General features: G+C 44.6%; 21 protein-coding genes. 13 read left to right on the plus strand and 8 right to left on the minus strand.

Annotation, left to right across the window (positions count from 1 at the left end):
* Positions 1 to 49: 49 nt before the first annotated feature.
* The gene (locus ACYVHX_RS04390; protein ID WP_460670381.1) at positions 50 to 1,414 is read right to left on the minus strand and encodes a vanadium-dependent haloperoxidase; all 1,365 of its coding nucleotides are present in this window, start codon (positions 1,412 to 1,414) and stop codon (positions 50 to 52) included.
* Between the two features lie 142 nt (positions 1,415 to 1,556).
* On the opposite strand from ACYVHX_RS04390, the gene dnaG reads away from it, so the two are divergent.
* Complete coding sequence (gene dnaG / locus ACYVHX_RS04395; protein WP_460670382.1) at positions 1,557 to 3,548, plus strand: DNA primase; 1,992 nt, start codon at positions 1,557 to 1,559, stop codon at positions 3,546 to 3,548.
* 86 nt (positions 3,549 to 3,634) lie between these two features.
* Here dnaG and ACYVHX_RS04400 read toward each other — a convergent pair whose 3' ends face one another.
* The gene (locus tag ACYVHX_RS04400) at positions 3,635 to 4,060 is read right to left on the minus strand and encodes a helix-turn-helix domain-containing protein (protein WP_460670383.1); all 426 of its coding nucleotides are present in this window, start codon (positions 4,058 to 4,060) and stop codon (positions 3,635 to 3,637) included.
* 320 nt (positions 4,061 to 4,380) lie between these two features.
* On the opposite strand from ACYVHX_RS04400, the gene ACYVHX_RS04405 reads away from it, so the two are divergent.
* The gene (locus ACYVHX_RS04405; protein WP_460670384.1) at positions 4,381 to 5,079 is read left to right on the plus strand and encodes a LuxR C-terminal-related transcriptional regulator; all 699 of its coding nucleotides are present in this window, start codon (positions 4,381 to 4,383) and stop codon (positions 5,077 to 5,079) included.
* A gap of 51 nt (positions 5,080 to 5,130) precedes the next feature.
* Here ACYVHX_RS04405 and ACYVHX_RS04410 read toward each other — a convergent pair whose 3' ends face one another.
* Positions 5,131 to 5,889 carry a LytTR family DNA-binding domain-containing protein gene (locus ACYVHX_RS04410; protein ID WP_460670385.1) on the minus strand — a complete coding sequence of 253 codons (759 nt, stop codon included), beginning with the start codon at positions 5,887 to 5,889 and terminating at the stop codon, positions 5,131 to 5,133.
* A 435-nt stretch (positions 5,890 to 6,324) separates the two neighbouring features.
* Between ACYVHX_RS04410 and ACYVHX_RS04415 the strand changes: the two genes are divergently transcribed.
* Positions 6,325 to 6,525 (plus strand): hypothetical protein, encoded by a 201-nt coding sequence (locus ACYVHX_RS04415; RefSeq protein ID WP_460670386.1) that lies wholly within the window; start codon positions 6,325 to 6,327, stop codon positions 6,523 to 6,525.
* Between the two features lie 10 nt (positions 6,526 to 6,535).
* Positions 6,536 to 7,669, plus strand: a complete 1,134-nt coding sequence (locus tag ACYVHX_RS04420) for a lysophospholipid acyltransferase family protein (protein ID WP_460670387.1) — start codon at positions 6,536 to 6,538, stop codon at positions 7,667 to 7,669.
* Between the two features lie 551 nt (positions 7,670 to 8,220).
* Here ACYVHX_RS04420 and ACYVHX_RS04425 read toward each other — a convergent pair.
* Positions 8,221 to 8,544, minus strand: coding sequence for a transposase (locus ACYVHX_RS04425; RefSeq protein ID WP_460670388.1), 324 nt, complete (start codon positions 8,542 to 8,544; stop codon positions 8,221 to 8,223).
* 403 nt (positions 8,545 to 8,947) lie between these two features.
* Here ACYVHX_RS04425 and ACYVHX_RS04430 point away from each other — a divergent pair, with 403 nt between their 5' ends.
* From ACYVHX_RS04430 to ACYVHX_RS04470, 9 genes are all read left to right on the plus strand, one after another.
* Entirely contained in the window at positions 8,948 to 9,733 is a 786-nt protein-coding gene (locus ACYVHX_RS04430; RefSeq protein ID WP_460670389.1) for a polysaccharide biosynthesis/export family protein, read from the plus strand.
* A gap of 73 nt (positions 9,734 to 9,806) precedes the next feature.
* Complete coding sequence (locus ACYVHX_RS04435) at positions 9,807 to 12,152, plus strand: GumC family protein (protein WP_460670390.1); 2,346 nt, start codon at positions 9,807 to 9,809, stop codon at positions 12,150 to 12,152.
* 106 nt (positions 12,153 to 12,258) lie between these two features.
* Positions 12,259 to 12,915, plus strand: coding sequence for a sugar transferase (locus ACYVHX_RS04440; RefSeq protein WP_460670391.1), 657 nt, complete (start codon positions 12,259 to 12,261; stop codon positions 12,913 to 12,915).
* Between the two features lie 40 nt (positions 12,916 to 12,955).
* Positions 12,956 to 14,389, plus strand: coding sequence for a lipopolysaccharide biosynthesis protein (locus ACYVHX_RS04445; RefSeq protein ID WP_460670392.1), 1,434 nt, complete (start codon positions 12,956 to 12,958; stop codon positions 14,387 to 14,389).
* Positions 14,386 to 15,708: an O-antigen ligase family protein gene (locus tag ACYVHX_RS04450; RefSeq protein ID WP_460670393.1), complete on the plus strand. Its 1,323-nt coding sequence runs from the start codon at positions 14,386 to 14,388 to the stop codon at positions 15,706 to 15,708. Before ACYVHX_RS04445 ends, ACYVHX_RS04450 begins: the two co-directional genes overlap by 4 nt.
* Complete coding sequence (locus ACYVHX_RS04455) at positions 15,705 to 16,838, plus strand: glycosyltransferase (RefSeq protein WP_460670394.1); 1,134 nt, start codon at positions 15,705 to 15,707, stop codon at positions 16,836 to 16,838. Before ACYVHX_RS04450 ends, ACYVHX_RS04455 begins: the two co-directional genes overlap by 4 nt.
* 19 nt (positions 16,839 to 16,857) lie before the next feature.
* Positions 16,858 to 17,982 (plus strand): acyltransferase family protein, encoded by a 1,125-nt coding sequence (locus tag ACYVHX_RS04460; RefSeq protein WP_460670395.1) that lies wholly within the window; start codon positions 16,858 to 16,860, stop codon positions 17,980 to 17,982.
* A 19-nt stretch (positions 17,983 to 18,001) separates the two neighbouring features.
* Positions 18,002 to 19,084, plus strand: a complete 1,083-nt coding sequence (locus ACYVHX_RS04465; protein ID WP_460670396.1) for an acyltransferase family protein — start codon at positions 18,002 to 18,004, stop codon at positions 19,082 to 19,084.
* 13 nt (positions 19,085 to 19,097) lie between these two features.
* Positions 19,098 to 20,249 (plus strand): glycosyltransferase, encoded by a 1,152-nt coding sequence (locus ACYVHX_RS04470; protein WP_460670397.1) that lies wholly within the window; start codon positions 19,098 to 19,100, stop codon positions 20,247 to 20,249.
* A 9-nt stretch (positions 20,250 to 20,258) separates the two neighbouring features.
* On the opposite strand, the gene ACYVHX_RS04475 is transcribed toward ACYVHX_RS04470, so the two are convergent.
* From ACYVHX_RS04475 to ACYVHX_RS04490, 4 genes are all read right to left on the minus strand, one after another.
* A complete protein-coding gene (locus tag ACYVHX_RS04475) occupies positions 20,259 to 21,389 on the minus strand; it encodes an endo-1,4-beta-xylanase (RefSeq protein ID WP_460670398.1) in 1,131 nt (376 codons plus the stop codon).
* 53 nt (positions 21,390 to 21,442) lie between these two features.
* A complete protein-coding gene (locus ACYVHX_RS04480) occupies positions 21,443 to 22,921 on the minus strand; it encodes a capsule assembly Wzi family protein (protein ID WP_460670399.1) in 1,479 nt (492 codons plus the stop codon).
* 20 nt (positions 22,922 to 22,941) lie between these two features.
* A complete protein-coding gene (locus ACYVHX_RS04485) occupies positions 22,942 to 23,733 on the minus strand; it encodes a WecB/TagA/CpsF family glycosyltransferase (RefSeq protein ID WP_460670400.1) in 792 nt (263 codons plus the stop codon).
* A gap of 44 nt (positions 23,734 to 23,777) precedes the next feature.
* On the minus strand, positions 23,778 to 24,009 hold a 232-nt coding region (locus ACYVHX_RS04490; protein ID WP_460670401.1), incomplete at its 5' end, for a GDP-mannose 4,6-dehydratase.

Genomic DNA, 24,009 nt, shown 5'->3' on the forward strand with positions numbered 1-24,009 from the left:
GCTGGGTACCGCAAGCGTAGAACAAATGCGGTACCCAGCTTTTAACGCTTTATTTTTTCCACCTCAATTTGTTGATATTCTCCCCTATTGTTTTTCCGCTGCTCAGGCCGATTTCATTATCCTGCCGGGTGTGAATACCGCCCAGATATCGGGAATAAGCCGACTCCTCGGCGGCTTCCCAGAAAGATTTAAAACTCCGCGCTTTAAATTCCGTATTCCGTTTTTCGTCCCGAATCCGGTTGACGTGCGAATCATCCGTGAACGCAAACGCTTCCCCATAAACCGCACTTAACACAATGGCGGCTGCCGCAGACTGGGTGGAATGTCCGGAGCTGTAACCCGGAAAAGGTGGTGCGGGCCAGAAGGGTATCCAGGCCGGATCAATGGTCCGGCGCACAAAGGTATACGGTCGTTCATTGTTGAAAAGGTATTTACACTTCCAGCAGATCGTAAAGGCGTCGGCAACGGCCATTCCGGTTCGGGCCAGCGTTTCAGCGGCTTTACCCAGATCGGCCTGAGTTGACTGAATGGCAATCCGGGCCAGATTGTACGAATGGCCGGGGGGCGTAAACGTATCGCTTGGGTCGTCGGCCCACCAGATTGAGATTTCTTTTTCCGTCTGAGTCAGCGATTTGTTTTTCGTATAAACTTCCAGATACTGGGCAAAGTACTGGGACTTGACATCCGCCGAAACCGGCAGCGGTTTTGCAATCGGCATGGTCATGTGGTCGGCAATGAACGTGCGGTTTTTGCCCCAATACGGTTGCATGGGAATTTTTCGGCCATTTTCCGTCGGTTGCCAGGAGCCGTTGAAAAGCGGTGCTTTGTAGTCGGCCGGAAAATTTCGATTGTAGCCTTCGTGGCCGCCATCGGTTTTCGACCATTCAAAAAGGGCCTCGGCAATCTGGTTTCCAAACGCTACGGACCGCTCCAGCACGTCACTTTCCACGGCTTCTTTGGCAAAGCCCGACCGGATCAGGCTTTCCAGCGAATCAATTTTTGTTTTGTTGGCGTCGCTCGTGTTGGCGTAAAGCTTCTTTAAAATGTAGGCCATGGCTGCGTTGGCGGAAGCAGGCCAGTGGTAGATAGCCTGCGGATCGGTTGTGGGTAAGGTGGTCAGTCCATTCAACTGCCCGGCCAACGACCGCTGGGTTGGCAAACCGGGAACGATGGCTTCGTACAGAGCCAGCCCGCCGTAGCCGAGCGCCCGCGAAGCGACCGGGGGTGTAAAACCCGCCGAATTCCGAATGAGGTACAATTGCATCGCCGACCACCGGAGTGCAACATCGGCCGGAAACTGGTCAGCGGTTTTTGCCGAGGGTGCCACATCCTCATCGCCCCGGTTTTTCGTACAGCCGTCCAGACTTAATACCAGGAAAGCAACAACTCCAACTTCAATTGTTTTTACAAGCAAATTTAATAATATTAAAGTCGCTGATTTTGAGGAGGTAGCATGCACCATGAGAAAAAAACCGCACCGGAAAGCGAACGGGCGGTCCAAGCGGATAATAGCAAAAACGTTGCCAAAAGCGGGTGGAGTTGCGTACCTTTGACGTATGCGTATTCCCGAGGAAACCATCGACCGCATCCGTCAGTCGGCGGATATTATCGACGTCATCAGTGATTATGTCTCGCTTAAAAAGCGGGGACAGAACTGGATTGCGTGCTGCCCGTTTCACAACGAAAAGACCCCGTCGTTTAATGTCTCGCCCGTTCGGCAAATCTACAAATGCTTTGGCTGCGGCAAGGCAGGTGATCCCGTGCGGTTTGTGATGGATATCGAAAACATCGGTTATCCGGAAGCTTTGCGCCATCTGGCCAAAAAATACGGCATCGAAATCGCCGAAGAACAGCTCACGCCCGACGAACTGATTAAACAAAATGAACGCGAGAGTCTGTTTATCGTCCTCAATTTTGCCAAAGAATTTTACCACTCGCATTTGCTGACGTCCGACGAAGGACAAAGCATCGGTCTGAGTTATTTCCGCGAACGCGGTTTTCTGGACAATACTGTTCAATCCTTCGAACTGGGTTTTAGTCCGGATCAATGGGATGCGCTCTTGCAGGAAGCCGGTCGCCGGGGCTATCGGCCGGAATTGCTCGAAAAAGCCGGGTTGATCTTATCGAAAGAAGGCGGCAAAACGTACGACCGGTTTCGGGGGCGGGTTATTTTTCCGATTCATAATGTAGCGGGTCGCGTCATTGCATTTGGCGCCCGGATTTTGAAAGCGGATAAAAACCAGCCCAAATACATCAACTCGCCCGAAACCGAAGTTTACCACAAAAGTCAGGTCCTGTACGGGATTTTTCAGGCCAAAAACGCCATTCGACAGGAAGAGGTCTGCTACCTGACTGAAGGGTATACGGATGTTTTATCCCTGCACCAGGCCGGCATCAAGAACGTGGTGGCCTCTTCGGGTACTTCATTGACTATTGAGCAAATTCGACTCATCAGCCGGTTTACCCAAAATGTAACCATTCTGTATGATGGGGATGCGGCCGGAATCAAAGCCGCCCTGCGCGGTCTGGACATGGTGCTCGAGGAAGGGTTGAACGTGAGCGTAGCGACTTTTCCGGACGGTGATGATCCCGACAGCTACGTCAGGAAAGTCGGAGCCGAAGCGTTTCGTACCTACCTGAGCCGGCATTCCAACGATTTTATCACGTTTAAAACCGACATGCTGCTGAAAGATGCCGGCGAGAATCCGTTCAAACGGGCGGAAATCATCACCGAAATCATTCAGAGTATCACCAAAATACCAGACCCAATCAAGCGGCAGGTTTTTTTTCAAAAAACCGCCCGCCAGTTGCAGGTCGATGAGCAAACGCTGATTTCAGAAAGCAACCGAATGGTGCTTACGCAGCAAAAGCAACAGCTTAAACAACAGCCGGAAAAACCGTCGGGGACGGGCCGCGCGGCCCCGCAAAGCTACGATTCGTTTCCGGAAGAACTAACGGAGATTCTGGGTGATTTTCCGGTGGAAACCTCACCCGCCGAGCAACGATCAGTCAGTAAAACGAGCCAGAAAAACCGCCCTCCTCTTTTTTACCAGGAAGAAGAATGCGTCCGCCTGTTGATCAATTACGGCGCTCACGAACTCGAACCCGACATTTCGGTCTGCCATTACATGCTGAGTGAATTGGGAACGATGGAATTTGTAACGCCGGTTTTTAATGAAATGCTGACGGAGATTCGGGAAGGGTTTCTGGCCAATGAAATCCGAACGGCCGATTACTTTCTGCGTCATCAGAATCCAACGTATCAGCATGAGGCCATTGGACTGGTTACGGTGCGGCATCAGCTCAGCGAAAACTGGCAAAAGCACGAAATATACGTTCCGACCGAAGTGGATAAGCTAGCTGATGCGGCTTTTACCAATATTCTGCGACTGAAGAAAATGGTCGCTGAGCAGCGAATGAGGGAGATTAAGCAGCTCATCAGCCAGGCAACCGATGCCGCGGAAAGTGACCGGCTGATGATGGAGTATATGCACTACAAAAAAGTAGACATCGAAATCGGCCGGATACTGGGAACCGTTATTTCCTGATGGACTCATAAAAAAGAATGCATTTTGACGAGAGCCAGACGCTCCTCTTGTCAAAATGCATTCTTTTTTGTATAGTATAGTAACAATCAGGCAGCCATGCTGTCCAAACTTGATATTTTCTTTACAAAGCGACGCAGTGTATCCTGGCTAATAGGCTTTGGCAACTGGTGATTGATTTGCTGCAACACCTGACGCGGTTCTTTGGGATACGTCATCATCGCTTTCATAACCTTCTCAACATGCTGCTTGTCTTCCGGATTCAGTTTCGGTTTCAAGCCCCGACCCGGTTTATCCTGTAAACCCTGAACGCCATCTTCCTGCCAGCGATTCATCCAATTATAGATACTGCGACGATCGACCGCAAACATATCCATTAGTTCGCTAACTGTCAATCCATAGTAGCTATACAGCACACACTGGCAACGTTTTTTCAGGACGTTGTTTTGGCTCTCACGAATTGTCTGACGGAGTTGCTCCACTTGTTGTGCAGTTAAATTCTTAACGTTCCGCATTGTTATTAATTTTGTAGTTCAATCCTTGTTTTCGTGTGATTTACAAGTGAAAACTACGCCATCAATTTCGATCAAAAAAGTCATTTCGTACGGAATGACTACTTTTCCGTGTGAAATAACCAAATTTAGTGTATATAGCGTCGAATTCTCTCTGTCAATTCTCCCGGATTCTCAAGGGTATCAACCCATTGGAGAGCGTGAGGTAGCCTGGCACCTTTTTTGGTTATTTCACGCATAAAAGTATTGATTTCAACCCGCTCAACGAATTCGTTAGGTCTATTAACTTGTAGCACTCAAATGCAAGGCTACCATCGTTTACCATGAACAAAACAAATTCACAATCAGAATCGTCCGCTCTTTCGTTTTCCCTGCGACGAAAAGACTTTTCTATTTTAGTAGCCCAGGCTGAGCTATTCACGTGCGAGGTACTTTGCCAGTTACTCAAAGAGCAGGGATACAATGTAGTTGGGAAGGCAATTGAAATGGAGGATACGCTTCAGCAAATTCGGGTCAAACAGCCGCAATGCGTCATTCTGGAATCGGAGATTTCTGGAAGGCGAAGTGTTGACATTGTTCAGCAGGTTCGTACGGACAATCAACGCACCAAATTCATCCTGTACACCAGCAAACCGGATCTAAAACTGGTTGCCAATGCCATGCAACAGGGCTTTTACGGTTTTTTATACGCAAACGACGGATTGGACGAACTGTACAAATGTTTTCAGACGATTACTAAAGGAGGCTATTATTACAGCCCCGGTTTTCTTTTGCTGCTCAAAAATTACGGCATGAACGTAATGAGCGATGAGACAAAACAACAATTAAACCGGCTGAGTGTACGAGAGCTTGAAATTCTGCGATTGGTGGCGCAGGGAACCTCGGGACATGAAATTGCGGATCAGTTGCACATCAGCTATCGGACGCTCGCTAATCACAAAACCAACATTGCGCAAAAGCTGGAATTAGGAAGTTGCCGCAACCTGACGCGCTACGGAATCTCCATAAAAGACTACCTTTGAATAATAATTCAGAAGTAAAAAAATACGAAAGACAAATTTGCTCGTAGGTATTTATATAATTTCGCTTTTTGGAGGCAGATATTCCACTTCCTGAGCGGAGAACCGTAGGAGCCGGTTTTTAAAATCCTGCAAACGGGCACGAGGCATGTCCATTTCGTCATTATTGGGCGTTTGCATCCGGATAATGTATTTGCCATTCTCCCAATAGGCGTAACTGGTAACAAGGCTGAGGTTAATAATACAGTTTCGTTTCGTTCGGAAAAACAATTCCGGGTTTAATTCCGTCTCCAGCTCGTTCATCGTCTTGGTGATGGCTAATCGGCCCGTGGGATGAATGGCGTAGTAATACCGGTCTTCCGTTTCAAACCAATAGCAGTCCTGAACGGCGATGATGGTTTCGCCAAACGTGTTTTTGACTTTGAGGTGAGTTAGGAACGAACCGGGTTGTGGAGTCAGCGACTGATAAGGGTCTGCCGTTTCGGTGTTTCGCTTCCGTTGCCGGCGTTGTTCCAAAACGTCCGTGAGCAAGGATCCGTTGACGGCTCCGTAGCCCATGATCAGAATTGGAATCAGGTAAAAGAAATAATACTTGATATTGTAGGTTCCCTGGATGTAGTTTTCCAGGTATAGTTCAAGATCGTAATTTGGAAACTCAACGAGCAGGTAACGTACGGTTTGGGTAACCGGATTAAATAGGAAAAAAGCCAGCAGCATAACGGGCAGAACTTTCACCTCGTAATTGATGATATTTCGGGGCGTCAGTTCAAGGCGTTTGATCCGGCAGGCTTCATGGTAAACGTTCAGAAGCATCAGTAGGATAATCAATGTACAGAGCTCCGGTAAGATACCGCCCCGGAACAAGATCCAGATATAACCGAGCACACCGCCGTACTCTTTAACTTTTAAAATTTTCTTTTCAAAAGCAAACAGCCAGTTGAACGCTTCAAAAGTAAGCACCGCTAACAGCAGAATACTAAGGCTCTTGAAGGGTCTTCGAATATACTTCAAATTTAGCGGTACTTCCGTCATTGCTACTCCAATCAGGGTCCGATTTCTTGGACTGTGCTAAGTTACTAACAAATAATAGTAATTAGTTACTAAAGCTGCATAATATTTTAGACAAAAGTTGCCATTCTTTTGCCTGCCTTGACCGGGTACTTTTGTATCAGTCAATCGGCAAATAATCCCGGGCAAAATGACCGATTGATGACAGACAATTTAATCACTCTCATATCATCTATCGTCATGAAAAAGAACTTTGTTATCAACTCAGCAAAACAATTATTGAACTCAGCTGCTGCTAACCTGAACGTGGTAGCCAAAAATGAAACCAACGAAAATGCGCACCTGGTGAAAGCCGGAAAAGACGATCAAATCTGCTGCGACTGGTGGCCTTCTTTCCACGGTTTGCAACCCAACGGTGCGGATCAACTGGCCCTTTCTTAAGTAAATTCTTATGAGCAACTTCGTGCATCAATATCAACGGGAACTGGATCGTTGTCGCCAACAATTCGAGTCTCTCGATCTCCGGAAAGAAAAAGGATACCTCTTCAAGTTTACTACGTTCTCGGCCAGTGTCCAGAACATTCTGCCTGAGATTCCGATAGAGAAGCACGAGGATCTTTTTCAGAAATTGCTGCTCCAGCAGGTTTATACCACGTTTGACCAGCAATTTTTGACCGCAAACGACCTGATTCAAACCAAAGGTCCCATACGGGAACTGATTCAGAGCCAGCGACCTAATATCTATTGCACGTTCCATTTGGGTTCTTATCGCCTGATGGCCACGTATCTCTACCGCAATGGGGTCGATGTTGCCTTGTTAGTCAGCAAAGGTACGTATCAGGAACAAGGTAAAGACATTTGGGCCACCATTAAAGGCCTGCAAAAAAAGCACAATTTAACCAACTCCTTCCAGATTCTTGTGGCCGAACAGCCGTCATCGACGCTGCAGGTCATCCGCGAACTGCGGGCTGGAACCTCCCTGGTTATCTTTATTGACGGTGTGACCAACACAACGGGCGTAAACCGTCAGGAAGATAAAGAAATTCAGGTACGTTTCGGAGCCAAAAATGTTTGGGCCCGTAAAGGAGTTGGTTTCTTATCGTATGTAACCAAAACCCCCATCATTCCGGTTATTGGCTACCGCGATAGAAACCTGAACAACGTGCTGTCTTTCCTTGACCCGGTTACACCGGAGGCTACTGGTGACCGCGACACGTATTGTCAACTGAGCCTTCAGCACCTCTATGATTCGTTTTGGCACTATTTGACCAAGTATCCGGAACAGTGGGAAGGATGGAATTACATTCATAAATTCCTCGACCAGCACGAACTGGAACAACAGGCCGACACGCCAAAACCCCACCGGCAGCGCGTTCAAAAAAGGATCGCATTCAACCAAGATCGGTATTCAATCTGTGATCTGGAAGATGCCCCGGTTCTTTTCGACCGCCGGTTGTACATCACGTACGAGATTTCACCTGATCTGCGCGACTTTCTGCTTCAGCTAGCAACGATCGATACACCGGAAGAGGTGCTGGGCACCGAAATGTATCTTGATTTACTTTCTAAACAGATTATTGCCTGATCATCACCCTAGTTTATACTTGTTTTCGATTACCAAAGTCGGGTCGCGGAACGTCTGTTCAGATCCGACTTTTCTTTTGTACTATCTCAACAATACTGATCGACAAAATCACTACTGGCACAGAAATTGCGACTACATAAGCCTGAACAGGTCGAATCCCTTGTCTGTTAATTAGAAGGTTATCTTGTTAAGAAAACTTTAATTCAACAAAGTTAATATAACAATAATCCTAATTAACATTTATTTTACGGACACAACTCTTGTTTTATAACAATTTTATCTATATTTGAATTGTAATTCGCAAGAGCAAAAGCGTATAAATAGCTTAACGATTGACTGATAATTGTAGGTATTTACTGTACGAATTCAAATTTGCTCCAGCGTAATTTAAGAGTTTATAATTTACTCTGAGCCTTAAGTGCACTTCATCCGTTGAAGTTATTACACCTCTGTCTGCTAGATATTTTTCAACAAACGTTGCAACAACCACACGTATCACTTATTTCGTCTTTTGAAGTACACGGTTTTTCAATAGTGAGGTAGAATACTACCTAATTAACTGCTGAGAGATTCTGTTCCGAAGTAATCGGCGTGTAATTCTCGGCGGCTGTTACGGCAGGAAAATTCAACTGCAAAAGCGTTAGAATTTTCGTGAGCGTACCGTCACGCTGCCAGCGACGAAAGCGATCATAGATGGTTTTCCAGGAACCGTAACGCTCAGGCAAATCACGCCAGGGCGCGCCGGAGTTCAAGATCCAGAGAATACCATTGATAGATTGGCGATGGGAACGCCACGGCCGGCCGGGGCGGTTGTTGGAAGGCATCATGTCCTTTAACTTCTCCCATTGTGAGTCGGTCAATTCATACTTACGCATGGCAAACGAACAAGCGATAAAGATTAAAAACCTGGTTAATTTCACTAAGTAATTGCAAAAAAAATTTCAAATTTTTAGTAGACTAGCAAAGTAAGCACCTCAACTGCGAACGGATGAATTACAAATAAGAAGTCTGACAAATAATTTGATGGCGAAAAATGAGAAAATATTTTTGCAATTCCTAAAATCCTGATCCCAAAATTTAGGATACGGTATAAAATACCTAAAAATGACTACTTAAAAACTATGAAATTATTTTTGCGTCGTTCTTGAGTAGTCCAAAATCACCTGTTTCAGACAGTCCTCCAATTAGGAAAAAGAGAAATCAGTTAAGGGGCATTTACCAGACATATAGCAATAAACAAGTAGGTAAGAATTTAAATATTGATCGCATTCACAGCACATGAAGAATTGGAACTGGCTCGTATTTGCCTTATTCATTATTGGTTTCTCATCTTGCATCTCACAAAAGCAGATTACCTACTTTCAAAGTCCGGTAACCGACAGCACAGCCATAGCGCAGGAAATTACAAACCGGTATATTCCGGCTATTCAGACCAACGATTTGTTAGGTATAAATGTCAATAGTCTAAACCAGGAAGCCAGCAACTTTTTCAACCCCTACGCGGGAGCCGAACGCATGTCTACCTACCAAACCTATAACGGCCAGATTCCGGTAACGGCCGTGGTGGGTTACCTGGTAGACCCCGATGGCAATATTCAATTGCCGCTTGTGGGCAAAGTGAAGGTAAGCGGATTAACGTCCGTTCGTGCGCAGGAACTGATTCAGGAAAAGCTTAAGAACTACCTGAAAGAACCCACGGTGGCTGTCCGGTTTTTGAATTTTAAAATCTCCGTGCTGGGCGAAGTAGCCCGCCCGTCCATGTTCAGTGTGCCTAACGAGCAAATGACGCTGACTGAAGCGCTCAGCCTGGCGGGTGATATCACCATCTACGGTCGCCGGGACAATGTCATGATTATTCGGGAGACCAACGGGAAGCGGGAATTTGGCCGGGTCAATATGAATCAGCGGGACTTGTTTAAGTCGCCCTATTATTACCTGCATCCTAATGATGTCGTATACGTAGAACCGGGTAAAGCCCGACTGGCCTATGCCGATCGTTTTTACACCATTCTACCATCAATTATCGGCGCGCTATCCCTGATAGCGGTTATTCTGCGCCGTTAATAAAGCATTACCGGCAGCGAAATCCCGCGTGGACCAACTGCCAACCAATAGTACCCAATTACTCAACAACGTTATGATCACAACTCCGTATGTTTACCATCAGCAGGAGGAAAAAGAGCCAGACCTCCGGCTGATCCTCTTCCGGTATTTAAAAAACTGGAAATGGTTCCTGCTCTCGCTCGTTGTGGCTTTAGGCCTTGGCTATGCCTACCTGATGTACCAGGTGCCTATCTACAAAGTACAGAGCAGCATTTTAATTAAGGACGAGAAGAAGGGAATTTCGGCCGACAACATCATGAAAGAGATGGATCTCTTCACCGACTCGAAAGTGGTCGAGAACGAGATTGAAATTCTCAAGTCCTACACCATCATGGAGAAAGTAAACGATGCTCTGGCACTGGACGTTACTTATTTCCATGATACGCCGGTCGGTGAACGCGAAATTTACAACAATGCGCCCTTTCGGCTCGTTATCGAACGCCCTAACGCTCTGTTGTACGAAGAGCCTTTAACCATCGGGTATGTAAATCCATCTACGGTTAAGATTGGAGAAAAAAGGTATCCGGTTAATCAAAGCATTAACACAGAATACGGCCGGATCAGGGTGTTTTCCAAGCGGACTTCTAAACTGGACACGCTTCCAGTTGTTGTTTATGTCGCTCCTAAGCAGGAAGTTATTCAGAAATACGTTGAAGATCTGAAAGTAGAAGCAACCAGCAAGCAGTCGACAGTATTGATTCTGAGCCTGGAAACCGCCGTTCCTGAAAAAGGACGTAATATCCTTGATAAAATCGTCGAAGAGTATAACGATGCTGCTCTTAAAGATAAAAATCTTGTGGCGGCCAATACGCTGGATTTCATTGAAGAACGGCTTGAATTAATTTCGGGCGAATTAGCGTCCGTTGAAAAAAATGTAGAAACCTACAAATCGGCTCAGGGCATTACGGACATCAGCACCGAATCGCAGATCTTCCTGCAAAACGTTCAGCAGAACGACGCGCAGCTGAGTCAGGTGAACATTCAGTTGGGTGCGCTCGACGATATAACGAACTACATCAGTCGGAAGGAAGGCGAAACCGGTGCGGCACCGTCCACGCTGGGCCTGAGCGATCCGACCCTGCTCGGTTTGATTACGAAAATATCCGAACTGGAACTCCAGCGGGAGAAGTTGATCAAGACGACGTCGGAGAATAACCCGCTGGTTCATTCGCTGGACGATCAGATCCGGTCGACCAAGTCCAATATTCGCGACAATATCCAGACCATGAAAAATATTCTGACGGGTACTCGCCAGAAGCTCATGGTGCACAACCGCAAGTTTGAGTCGATGATTCGCTCGGTTCCGCGTAAAGAACGGGCTTTACTGGATATTACCCGTCAGCAGGCCATCAAAAACAACCTGTATACGTACCTGCTCGCCAAACGCGAAGAAACCGCCCTGTCGTATGCGTCAGCCATTGCGGATAGCCGAACGATTGATAAAGCCCGCAGCAGCAGCAAACCCATCAAGCCGAAAAAACCGCTGATTTTCCTCTTGTTCGGGGCGGTTGGCCTGTTGATTCCGATTGGTGCTTTTGCCACCCGTGATATGCTGAATAACCGCATCGGCAAACGGACCGATATCGAAGAGTTAACCAGCACGCCCATCGTGGGTGAGATTGCCTACGCCAAGCACAAATTTCCGCTGGTCGTTACGAGCAACAGCCGGTCGATCGTGGCCGAACAGGTCCGGGCATTACGAACCAACCTGCAATTCCTGCGCTCCAACAACGAAAGTCTGGCCATTCTGTTTACATCCAGCATCAGTGGGGAAGGAAAATCGTTCATCTCGTTAAACCTAGGAGCCAGTCTGGCGCTGATCGACCGTCCTACGGTTATTCTGGAAATGGACTTGCGCCGTCCGAAACTGCACTCCATGCTCGACATGCCGAACACGGCCGGTATCAGTAATTTTCTGGTGGGGCAAGTGACGCTGGACGACATTCTGCAACCCATCCCGGGCATGGACAACTACTACATTCTGACCAGTGGCCCGATTCCGCCGAACCCCGCCGAATTGCTGGTTAGTGACAAGGTCGATGAGTTGTTCCAGCAGCTGAGAGAGCGTTTTCAGTACATTATTGTCGACTCCCCTCCTATCGGGCTGGTTACTGACGCCCAGATTCTGGCCGACAAAACCGATGCGACGATGTATGTGGTGCGGCACGATGTAACGCCAAAGCAGCACCTGAAGATGGTCGACGTGATGTACAAAGAGCAACGGTTCCGGAAGCTGAGCCTGATTCTGAACTCGATCAACGAAGGCAATGGCTACGGATATGGGTATGGCTACGGGTACGGATATGGCTCCGGTGGTTACTACGAACAGGAATCCGACAAACGGAAACCATTTTTAAAACGCCTGCTGCCGGGCAGTTAAAAACCGCTTTTCTTCAATTCTCAACTTTTGATCTTTCCTGACCGGGTTATTTTGGACCCGGTTAGTAAGACGATTGCCCGAATTGCACCCCTCAACTGGAAACGTTATGCTCAACCTATTACAACCTGACTCCTCGTATTATGTCGTCAGTGAGACGGCTGCGAGCAAGCAGCAACCGGCAGGAAAACGGTTCTTCGATATCACAGTCGCTATTCTGGTTACGGTGTTCATCCTGTCGTGGCTGCTGCCACTGATTGGACTCCTGATCAAGCTGGAATCCCGGGGTCCTATTCTGTTCGTCCAGTTACGGTCAGGCCGAAATGGGCGGCCGTTTCCGTGTCTGAAGTTCCGGACCATGAAGTACCAGAAAAATGCTTCCTTCAAGCAGGCCACCCACAATGACATCCGGATAACCCGCATCGGGCGCGTCTTGCGGAAAACCAATCTGGATGAATTACCGCAGGTTTTGAATGTCATTGCCGGGCACATGAGCGTCGTTGGGCCCAGACCACACCCCATTCCGCTGGACGTGCAATACTTACCGTTGATACCGGAGTATAAACAACGATTTGCCGTAAAACCGGGTATTACCGGCCTGGCTCAGTCGAAAGGTTTACGGGGAGAAACGGCCGAAATCAATCAGATGAGACACCGGGTGCGGTACGACGTCTGGTACACAAAATATCCTTCCGTTCTCCTGGACATAAAAATCTGTTGGTGGACCGTAGAAAAAATGATCAAAGGCGATAAGAACGCCCGATAAACGGCCCGTTCAGCAACGAATTTATTCGGCTAGCTTACGAATGAAACAAACTATCTTATATACAATAGCAAGGTTCACTCCTTCGGTAGCGACCTTCCTGACCTTGTCGGTCTTCAGCTATTTATTAGTACCTGAAGAATTAGGTACGTATAATGTAATTTTTGCGGGCGTCATGCTGAGTAATTCGTTATTGTTCCAATGGTTGCGCGTTACGATTGCGCGTTACATCCATAAATACGAAGACATAACGAAACAGGAGTTTGTAAACACGGTATTAAAATTTGGCAAAATCACCTTGTTCATATCGCTCATCGTAAGTACAATAATTGTCTGCTTCAAACCGGATCAACTGGCCATTTACACACTTGGCTTCATCTGGCTGATTGTCTATTCGGTTTATGACGTTAATCTGGAACTGCAACGGTCATCTTTACAAGCTAAAACGTATGCGAAGTCCGAATTAATACGATCGGTGTTATTCGTAATATTATCGATAAGTCTTGCCTACGTGTACAGAAGTTTTATTTCCATCGTTGTCGCTTATATTCTGTCACAATCAGTACCCCTGCTGATTTATAAAGACAAGAATTTGTCGTCTTCCGGTAAAGGATTTGCTAAAGCAGAGTCGGTTGATATATTAAAATACGGAATTCCGCTGGCATTGATGCTTTCGTCAAGTTTCATTAATAATGTAATTGATAAATTACTAATCGCCGAGTTCCTGGGAAATAAAGAAGCTGGTTTGTATTCAGTCGGTTTTGATTTATACAGACAGGCTATCTGGGTTCCTTTTCTGATTATTAATATGACTAATTTTCCAATGCTCGTCAAAATTTACGAGGAGAAAAAGGAAAGTCTGCTTCTTCAGAAAATGAAGGAAAATGGAAATACTCTGTTAATCGTAGCTACCGTCCTTGGATCTCTGCTTTTTTTAGTATCTAAAGAGATTACCTCCCTATTTATTGGAGAAGCCTATCGGACGAGCGCCACACTCATTATGCCTTACATTGTCGTTAGTACGGTTTTGTACGGTTTGTCCATCTTTCATTATAACAATTCTTTTCAATTTAAAGGAAGAACCGACAAGTTAGCTTATATCTATCTGACAGGATCTGTATTCAAAATTATTATTAACGTTTTTTTCCTGCAACAATACGGAATTATTGTGGCAGCCTATTCAACGGTTTTGACGTATGTCCTCATTATGCTGCTCAGTATAATTATAGGCAAACGAGAGTACTACATTCCACATCCTAATTTTAATTATATGTGGAGCTTATTGGTAGTCAGCGCCCTACTTTATTATTTATTCTCGATACTTGACATAAATAATATTTACGCGGCACTGATTCTTAAATCAACCATTAGCATTCTATTTTACGTGATCATCTTAATTAAGCTAAACATCATTAGAATTGATCCCATGATTGAGAAATTAAAATTCATATCAATCAGTAAACGAACGAATGTATGAATACCGCTTTTCCAATTGAAGCACAACAGCCCTTTCTTCTAACGAATGGCTTTCCAGGGGTTAAAAAGGTCAGGACATTTACTTACATCGTAAATGCTTTTCTTCTATACATACTGAGCGGGGCTATTTTGTATTTAATTGCTGATGAGCAAGCTATACAAAATAACACTGCCTCGGCCAGTGCAGTGAAATACTTTTGGCTGGTGCTTTACGGGATTATGATTTACTATTTCGCTAAGCGATATTATAAGTTATTAAAAGATATTAAGAAGAACACTTTTATTGTTTTATTAACAATCCTGGTTGTTGCCTCAGTTGGCTGGTCGCAAGCTCCTGATGTTACATTGAGAAAAATAAGCTCTTTTCTATCTACATTGCTTTTCGCCTTCTATATAAGTGATAAATTCAGAGGCCTTAACTTATTGAAATTATTTTTTTATTTAACCTGTCTGATTGTTACAAGCAGTTACTTAATAATAATACTAGTACCAGAATATGGAATTGCGTCAGGCGTTCATCAGGGGGCGTGGCAAGGCGTATATTTTCACAAAAATGGATTAGGGCGTATTGCTGGATTGTGCTTAATATCAACTATCCTTTATTACAAGCAGACTAAGTCAAGTCGGCTTTCTATCGGAATCATTGCATTATTATGTCTAGGCTTGCTTTTGATGTCCAGATCATCAACTTCCCAAATCGCCTTTTTCGCTCTATTCCCTATCTATTTTATCTTGAAGTGGGCCTATAAAAACTATCAGAAATCAAAACTGATAGCCATAGTCGTCGTCCTTCTATTATCTTCTCAATTTTTGGCTTCATTTGCCATCGAAAGTAGTGAAACGGCTTACAGCGCAATTGGAAAAGACGATTCTTTCAGTGGTCGGTTGCCACTCTGGACGTTATTAATGGAATACATTTATCAATCCCCAATATACGGTTACGGATACAGTGCATTCTGGATTCCTAAATTATTATCCAAAGGTGTCTGGACGGACGCCGACTGGAATCCAGAGCAAGGGCATAACGGCTTTATCGACATTACTTTAGAGTTAGGCTTACTTGGTTTGTCTCTCTTTGTTGTAATCCTATCAAAAGCGTATAAACGTTCTCTCAATTTCATTAAAAATAGTCCTGAATATCACTCTTACTGGTATATATTGGTTTTAATATTTCTTACTATCGTAAGTTTCACAGAAAGCTTTCTATTAAAATACAACAATGTATACTGGGTCATGTTTTTGATTTGCGCAATCAGTGTTTCTCCGGTAACTACCAACGGTTCCTTACAGAAGAAAGAAGCTTTTAAAAGTCAATTATGAAAATAATATTAATGTATCGTGATTTAGCCCAAGGTGGTGTACAAAGAATTATAGTGCATGTTGCAAATTATCTGGCTAATAATGGCTATGAAGTCACATTATTATTAGGAGTAAAAAACGGTCAATACCTTGATCTTCTAAATGAGAATATAAATGTAATATCTCCCAATACTAAAAACCGGATCGTTTTGCTAAAGTATCTGATCCAACATCTAAGATCTGAAAAATATGATATTCTATTTACAGGTGTACCAAGCTTCAATATTTTAGCAGTTACAGCGAAATATTTTGCAGGCGCTAATGTAAAGGTAGTTATCTCCGAGCACAGCAATACTTTCGAAGAATTCAGGATGTTACCATGGTCCGTTTATAAGCTAAGCTTTTTGTTTATACCTCTCTTGTATCGCTATGCCGATTCAATAATTTCTGTTTCTACCGGAGTAGCAAAGGACTTGAGTAAGTTTGCAAAAATTCCGGAAGATAGAATTACAACAATCTATAATCCGGCATATAATGAAGAATTATTAATCAAAGCTGAAGAATTTGTAGATGAAAGTTGGCTTATTGAAAAAGACTGTCCAGTAATCATGGGTGTCGGTCGTTTAATGGATCAAAAAAACTTTTCGGACTTGATTGATGCTGTCTATAAAATTTCTTTAAAGAGAAAAATAAAACTGATTATAGTAGGCGAAGGACCTTTGCACAATGAGCTAGTATCAAAGATTGATAACTATCGGATTAACGATATTGCAAAGCTGGTTGGTTTTAAGAAAAACCCGGTTTCGTGGATTAATAAAGCAGATGTGTTTGTCTTACCTTCTAAATGGGAGGGCTTTGGCGTAATATTGGTAGAAGCACTGGCTGCCGGGACAACAATTGTGGCAACGGATTGTAAGAGCGGTCCGGCTGAAATTTTAGATAATGGACAATTCGGCTATATCGTTCCCGTATATGACGTCGATGCGCTAGCAGATAAAATTGAATACGCAATTGATAATCCAATTGCAAAAGAAACGCTCATTAAAGGAGCTAGGCTCTATGATGAAAACATTGTTATGGAGCATTATGAAAATGTTTTTAATCAATTGAGTCTCAAGAACTATGCGGTAGCTTTCAATACCAATTATTAATTGAATAATAGATATAAAAATGGGTAAGCGTTTTCACATTTTAGATGGTTTTAGAGGCATTTTTGCCCTTATTGTAGCATTGTACCATTTCAAACCAGGGCCGGGTATTATTGGCCATACTGCCGTCATCTCACATGGATGGTTGTTTGTTGATTTTTTCTTCACGCTTAGTGGTTTTGTAATTTATTACAACTACCATAACATTCAGACCGTGAGTCAGCAGAAAGAGTTTCTGATTAAACGCTTTATAAGGCTTTACCCGTTACACTTTGCTCTTTTGATTATCTTCCTTTTATTCGAGACTACCAAGCTGTTTCTTTACAAATACGGACTCTTCAATTACCCACCTTTTTACAATCATCGATTTGTCGGTTTTGTAGCTAACGTATTTTTAGTGCAAACATATGGACTACCAATAGCCGGGTTAGATTACCTATCTTGGAATACATCAAGTTGGTCAATCAGTGCCGAAGTTTTTGCTTATATTATATTTTGCATTTCAATCGTTTACATCAATCGTTTTCCATCATTTACCAGAATACTAATCTTTCTTGGCTTTTCGATTACTTCCTTAATCATCATTTATTATGTTACTGGGAGTTTATCACTAAAAATAGGAATTCCTGGAATTTATAGATGCACGTATAGCTTTTTTCTAGGATGTATTGCAGCGGAAGTTTATTTCCTTCTGACTCAAAAGATTCCTTCGTTGAATCAAAAAAATAAATCTTACTTTCCTTTATTTACGGTTCTAGAGTTTGCCACATTATCGATTTCTCTTTGGTCAGTAGGTTACTGGACTTCCGTTAGCTACATCTCTCCCCTATTTTTTCTTTTAACAATTATCGTGTTTTCATTCGAGCAAGGATGGATCTCAAAGAAAATGGACACTTCATTTTTTAAAGAACTGGGCATTTTATCCTATTCGATCTATATGAATAATGCCTTGATAAAAACGTTCTTTGATATAGCAATCTTACGCTTTTGGAAAGTTGAATCAGTCTGGTACGATTTGACAATCATCCCTTACGTTGCTATACTATTTTACATTTCAAGATATACGTATCAGTATTTTGAAGTATACCCAAGAAGATTTTTAGAATCTCTTTATTTTAAGAAAGGGTTTGTTAGGTCAGCTAAGTAAGTGATACTCTTATACTACCATGCGATTCAAGGTCTTAGATTCTTTTCGGGGTATTGCTGCGATCATGGTGATTTTTTTTCACATGAAATCGTTTGGCATTCAAGTCGCCAACAAGAGTGTGTTAATTTCGCAGAGTGATATTTTCGTCGATTTCTTTTTTGTGTTATCCGGTTTTGTGATTTCATACAGCAGTTTGCCAAAGATTAAAGATTACGCACAAATTATTCCGTTTTTAAAAAGAAGATTTTACCGACTCTATCCATTGCATCTGTTTACATTGTTTCTTGCACTTGGATACGAATCACTCCGATTTTTAGTGAATCGCTATTTTGTCAAAATCGACGATCCTATTTTTGTAAAAGAAAACATCTTCACTTTTATAGGAAACTTAACGCTTACCCAATCGCTGGGAATATTTGATTACGTATCATGGAACGTTCCAAGCTGGAGCATTAGCGCTGAATTTTACGTCTACATCATTTGGGCCGTGCTTTTAGTTGCTTTTCGTAAAAATCTGCTTCTTCTAACACTCTCGGTTCTTCCTGTCCTATTCTTCTTTATTGTAAAGCACGCAGGGAACATCGTTTATACCTTTGATTATGGTGCATTGAGGTGCCTATATGGGTTCATCTTAGGTATGTTGGTTTATTTAGTTTACAAATCCCGATTTTTTAACTCATTACGGTTTAATTCCCTCATTGAGATATCCACTCTTGCCATCACACTCTATTTCTTATATGCTTATACCCCTTCAACAAGCTGGTTAATGCCTTTGTGGTTCAGTCTGGTTGTATTGGTATTTTCAAAAGAAGAAGGATTTATTTCCAAACTATTATCCAGGAATCAGCTTGAATTTTTAGGCCGATACTCCTATTCGTATTATTTAAATCATTATCTTGTTGTTCGAGTTATCAATCTAATCGTTTTTAAAGTTGTTAAAATTCCGCATACCCTGACGAACGAAATCGTTTACGCTATTTTCTGCCTGGGTATTATTCATTGTATGTCACTATTAACGTACACTTATATTGAAGTTAGGTTCCAAAAGAAAGCTAAAACCAGCCCGGCATCAATGCTGTCATTAACAACACAACCTTTATAAATTAGTTAAAACCGTGAGAGTATTAAGTATTCATAACGAGTACCTTATTAAGGGTGGAGAAGACGAATCGCGAAGAGCCGAAGTAGGGATACTGGAACAGTTCGGCAACACGGTTACTTCGTACATTGAAAACAATACCAAGGTTGCGAAGCTTTCAAAAATTTCGCTGGCCTTACGGTCGCTATGGTCGCAGGATTCTTACAAGCACGTAAAGAAATTACTGCGCGATCAGAAGCACGACGTTATCCATGTCCAGAATTTTTTCCCGTTAGTATCCCCTTCGGTTTATTATGCGGCAAAATCCGAAAATGTCCCGGTTGTACAAGCAGTCCGGAATTATCGCCTATTATGTCCCAGCGCAACGATGTATCGCGATGGAAATATTTGCGAAAGCTGCGTAACGAAATCCATTAAAACGACCGCTATTCAGCATAAATGCTACCGTGATAACCGGGAAGCTACCACCGTAGCATCGTCCATGTTAGCCCTGCATAATTTGCTGCCCACCTGGCAGCAAATTGACGCATTCGTTAGCGTTTCGCAGTTTGTCCGGCAAAAGTTAATTACTGGTGGTTTTCCCGCTGATAAAATCTACGTTAAACCTAATTTTGTTTATCCTGATCCGGGCATATCGCCAACCAAAGAAAACTATATTGTGTATGTGGGACGGCTGCAAACCGAAAAAGGAATTGAACATTTGTTAAAAGCGCATTCACTGCTCGGTTCCTCAGTGCATTTGAAAATAATTGGCGAAGGACCGCTGTCGCCTGAAGTCATTAAATATGCGGAGAAAAATAATGTAGAGTACCTCGGAAAACTATCCTTGCTGGATACGTACGATGTTATTGGTAAAGCGCGGATTTTGGTCATTCCTTCCCTTTGGCATGAGCCATTCGGCCGGGTTGTTATTGAAGCTTATGCCAAAGGTACGGCGGTGATTGGCTCCCGCATGGGCGGTATTCCTGAACTAATAAAAGATGGTGTTACCGGTTATACTTACGAAGGTGGAAACGCTGAGGATCTGGCCGATAAAATCGAATTACTTTACCGGAATCCTGAATTAACAACGGCGATGGGTTTAGAAGGCCGGAAAGAATATTTGACAAATTATACGCCGAAATCGAATTACGATATCTTGATGTCTATTTACAAAGACATCATGTAGTTTATCAGATTAGTTCTCTTTTAGTCCTGAAAGCAAACCGTAAAAAGCCGGTTTTTTTTGATATTTTGTATCGAATAAAGTGGGAATATCACGTTGCTTTTTATCTGTAATCAACCAGCTATCTGCGTCGCCAAAGCTCCAGAGCGTTATTCCGTATTGTTGAGTCCCAGGAACCTGTTTTCTGTAAATCCGGGCGATATCCTGATACTTAACACGCTGCAGATCCAAATAGGATTTTGAAAAAATAATGGCATTGTTATTCTTAGGATTCATCTGAATATCCAGCTCTGAAATATGAATCCATAGTCCCGTTGATGCTAACGCTCTCAGCGAGCTTTCAATTCCTTTATTGCTGGTATTAAACCGGATATGCATCTGTGTTCCGATGCCGTGAATGGGCGTTCCACTTTCCCTGAAATCCTCGATTAAGTCTAGAACAGCCTGCACCTTAGCTGGATAATCCTCAAAACTGAAATCATTATAAAACAACAATGCATTCGGATCGGCTTCGTGCGCCCACTGAAAACATCGTTTCACGAAGGCTACATACGCTTTGTCATTTGGGTAATACTCCCTAAAAAAAGTTGGACGGATTATACCGGAATCATATTTGAAAAGTTCGTTGATGACATCCCAGCTTTTTATTTTGCCTTTATAGCGCCCAACCGTTGTTTTGATATGCCTCTCGACGGCTTTTTCAAAACCGGCTGTATCAGAACCAAAGCCCTTCCACCAATTCGGCGCACCGATGTGATAAAGTAAACAATGCCCGTGCAAACGAAGCGGATTTTGCTCTGTAAAATTGACCCAGAAATCCGGTTCTTTAAAGGTAAATTGACCCGGTTTTCGCTCAATATTCATGTACACGTGGACGGTTTTAGCGTTAAATTCTTTCAAAAATAAAACCCGGTTTCTGGCGTTTTTCGTAATAATTGCAGAATTAAAAGCCGCTCCAATCGGAAACGGGGCGGCCGATTTTAACGTGGCTGTGCTATCAGGCGGATCGGCGACGAATCCCGATGTATTGCTGCGGTTTTGCTTACCGGGCAAATGCCGGCTATCCTGCCTTATAGGCAGTAGACAAAACAGAATAACAATACTTGAAGAAAAGGAAAACAGAGAAGAGCGGGAACGCATCATATTCCTTCCGGTTTATTTAGTATTTACGATGCCACGTTAGCCTGAAAACCGGCTCATCTGTTCCAGATTTTTTTCAGACTTATCCAGCCACCCAGCGATTTCGTATAAAGATTACCGTTATCAAGTGCGACGGCAGTGTTGAGCTCTGTTCCGCCTAACCATTTCGCTGGCCATTTGAGCCAGATTACCCCCGAGAACTGGTTAGCCGATTGCCCAAACGGATTGCGATAGGTCCCATAATTCTGGCTCACTGAAAACCGCGTCATGAGCTGCGTTCCGGACGCGAATTTTCCTTCCAGACCGACATGAAAAACCGCTACCCGGTTGTTGACCACCATCAACTCGTACTTCCCGGGCACGTTCTGCCACCGCTCTTTTACATCCGGCCGCCGGGACAAAAAAGGCGTCCCCAGAATTGTTTGCGCATTCGCCCAACCGTCTTTGTACTGGAAATTGTTGAAATAATCGTCGATACCCTGGTACATTGTATACCGGGTTTCGATGGTATTACCGCTCTGATCCAGGGTCGTTAAATATTCAAACAGCAACCGATTGAAGCGGAAAACCGGGTATGGCCCTTCTATCGACCGGCGTTTCAGCTGAAAACCATATAAACCGTCCGGAAAATTCATGAACGCAATTCCAGATTTGTCTTCAAAAGGGTGCTGGTAATACGCCAGCGCATCCCATTTTGGAAAAGTGATTTCGGCCCCCAGGTCGATCGAGCCGACGTGGTTTCCCAATTGATTCACCCGATCGTGGTAGGACACACTGTTGTTCTGCACGGGCGGTTTTGCGACGATGACGTGGAGAAAATCCTTGAAGGAAGACGGCAATTGCCCGCTAACCGAACTTCCTATGCCCAGATACTCCGACCGGCCGCCCCACTGCACGTTGTGAACAATTCCACCGAACAATTTCACCTTCCAGTTGGGCTTTCCGACCCGACCATAGAACGCTTTCTGGTGCAGAAAGGATTTTTTTACGGAATCCGTTCGGGTAAACCAGGCGTGCGCAAAAAACGCGTTGATAGCAATCAGGTCGCCCGTAAAATGCAGGGGAATAAATCCGCGGGTACCCAGCTGGATTTTCGGGAGCGGCAGCGCATTGGTGGACCACGAATAAGAACCGGAGGATAACGTACTGTCTACCAGACCTACAACATCCTTTCTGCGCCCGGCCAACAGCTCAAAAGAACCGTTTCGAATTGTCACATAAGCTTCCGGAAGCAGCAGACGGCCCGCCGGACCCGCATTGCCCACCAGTTCGGCCCCGTAACCGAAGGCCCAGCCCCGGCGGGTGCTGTCTTTGTAAAAAACGCCCGAACTTCCCAGCCGGACGATGCCCAACGGCATCGTCGAAGGCACGGTTCCGAACTGATTTGCCCGGAACCAGAACGGTGTCTGGCGCGCTGTTGAAGCCATCGCTCCCAGCTCGCCCGAAAACTGAACAGTCGATGCCCGCTGGTTCTGGGCATCGACTGTGTGGCCGGCTAAAAAAGCACAAACAATAAGCCGTAAGTAAGTCCGCATAGGCTTTCGATCCTTTTCAACTACGAATGCATCGTTGCCTCGTAGCGCGGGGACTGGTTCCCTTTCATCAGTTGCTTCACCAAATACCAAGTATACAGACTGTTCGTAACCGCATACCGCTTGAACAGGCGTTTCGGCTCCTGCAAAAACCGGAACAACCATTCCAGCCCCGCCCGCTGCATCCATTCCGGCGACCGCTTTACATCACCGGCCAAAACCGGTAAGGCTCCGCCAATGCCCAGCAGTACGGCCGGGATACGTCCCCGCATTTTACCCATCCAAAGTTCCTGTTTCGGGCAACCCAGCGAGACGAATACCAAACCGGCTCCCGATTGCCTGATCTGCTCGATCACCTGCTCATCTTCTTCCGGCGTGAGGGCTCTGAACGGGGGTGACAACGTTCCGGCAACGGTCAGTTGCGGGTATTTTTGCCGGCAAACGTCGACGGTCTGCTGCAAAATCTCCGGAGTCGAGCCGTAAAAAAAGACAGAAACCCCGGTCTCGGCGGCATTCTGCAATAAATCAGGCAGCATATCCAGCCCGGTAGCCCGGTTTTGTTTTACCCCGTAAAGCCACCGCAGGCTCCACAACAAAGGCACGCCATCACACAAAACCCAGTCGGCCCCGTTGACAGCCTGCGCGATGTTCGAATTGAATTTTGACTCGATGGTCATGTGGACATTGGCAAAACAGGCCGATTTCGCCTGTTTTGCCTTTGCTGCCTGTATGATTTCCTCCTGAAATTGCCGGTAATTGCCCAGTGAAAGATCGAGGCTAATCACCTTGGCACGTTGGTTCGAAGTCAATGACATAAATGATAAGCAGTTTACCGGCCCGAAAACCGGCCTCGTGTTCGTTACTCGTAATAATTGGGCACCAGGTGACCTTCGCCGGCCAGCAGTTGATCCCGTCGGAACAGCTCTACGTCCGCCCGCATCATGTCCTTGACTAGACCCACCAGATCATACTTGGGCTGCCAGTTGAGCTTGGTCATCGCTTTGGTCGGATCACCCAGCAGCAGGTCCACTTCCGTCGGCCGGAAATACCGCTCGTCGATCGCCAGCACTTCTTTGCCTACTTCCACCGGA

It is taken from the genome of Larkinella ripae, assembly GCF_054780775.1.

Excerpts from the sequence above, each read along its gene's own strand:
- ACYVHX_RS04460 (WP_460670395.1), top strand. The coding sequence starts at position 16,858 with ATGGGTAAGCGTTTTCACATTTTAGATGGTTTTAGAGGCATTTTTGCC.
- ACYVHX_RS04420 (WP_460670387.1), top strand. The coding sequence starts at position 6,536 with ATGAGCAACTTCGTGCATCAATATCAACGGGAACTGGATCGTTGTCGC.
- ACYVHX_RS04455 (WP_460670394.1), top strand. The coding sequence starts at position 15,705 with ATGAAAATAATATTAATGTATCGTGATTTAGCCCAAGGTGGTGTACAA.
- ACYVHX_RS04435 (WP_460670390.1), top strand. The coding sequence starts at position 9,807 with ATGATCACAACTCCGTATGTTTACCATCAGCAGGAGGAAAAAGAGCCA.
- ACYVHX_RS04425 (WP_460670388.1), bottom strand. The coding sequence starts at position 8,544 with ATGCGTAAGTATGAATTGACCGACTCACAATGGGAGAAGTTAAAGGAC.
- ACYVHX_RS04415 (WP_460670386.1), top strand. The coding sequence starts at position 6,325 with ATGAAAAAGAACTTTGTTATCAACTCAGCAAAACAATTATTGAACTCA.
- ACYVHX_RS04465 (WP_460670396.1), top strand. The coding sequence starts at position 18,002 with ATGCGATTCAAGGTCTTAGATTCTTTTCGGGGTATTGCTGCGATCATG.
- ACYVHX_RS04485 (WP_460670400.1), bottom strand. The coding sequence starts at position 23,733 with ATGTCATTGACTTCGAACCAACGTGCCAAGGTGATTAGCCTCGATCTT.
- ACYVHX_RS04445 (WP_460670392.1), top strand. The coding sequence starts at position 12,956 with ATGAAACAAACTATCTTATATACAATAGCAAGGTTCACTCCTTCGGTA.
- ACYVHX_RS04400 (WP_460670383.1), bottom strand. The coding sequence starts at position 4,060 with ATGCGGAACGTTAAGAATTTAACTGCACAACAAGTGGAGCAACTCCGT.
- ACYVHX_RS04480 (WP_460670399.1), bottom strand. The coding sequence starts at position 22,921 with ATGCGGACTTACTTACGGCTTATTGTTTGTGCTTTTTTAGCCGGCCAC.
- ACYVHX_RS04450 (WP_460670393.1), top strand. The coding sequence starts at position 14,386 with ATGAATACCGCTTTTCCAATTGAAGCACAACAGCCCTTTCTTCTAACG.
- ACYVHX_RS04440 (WP_460670391.1), top strand. The coding sequence starts at position 12,259 with ATGCTCAACCTATTACAACCTGACTCCTCGTATTATGTCGTCAGTGAG.
- ACYVHX_RS04405 (WP_460670384.1), top strand. The coding sequence starts at position 4,381 with ATGAACAAAACAAATTCACAATCAGAATCGTCCGCTCTTTCGTTTTCC.
- dnaG (WP_460670382.1), top strand. The coding sequence starts at position 1,557 with ATGCGTATTCCCGAGGAAACCATCGACCGCATCCGTCAGTCGGCGGAT.
- ACYVHX_RS04430 (WP_460670389.1), top strand. The coding sequence starts at position 8,948 with ATGAAGAATTGGAACTGGCTCGTATTTGCCTTATTCATTATTGGTTTC.
- ACYVHX_RS04410 (WP_460670385.1), bottom strand. The coding sequence starts at position 5,889 with ATGCTTCTGAACGTTTACCATGAAGCCTGCCGGATCAAACGCCTTGAA.
- ACYVHX_RS04475 (WP_460670398.1), bottom strand. The coding sequence starts at position 21,389 with ATGATGCGTTCCCGCTCTTCTCTGTTTTCCTTTTCTTCAAGTATTGTT.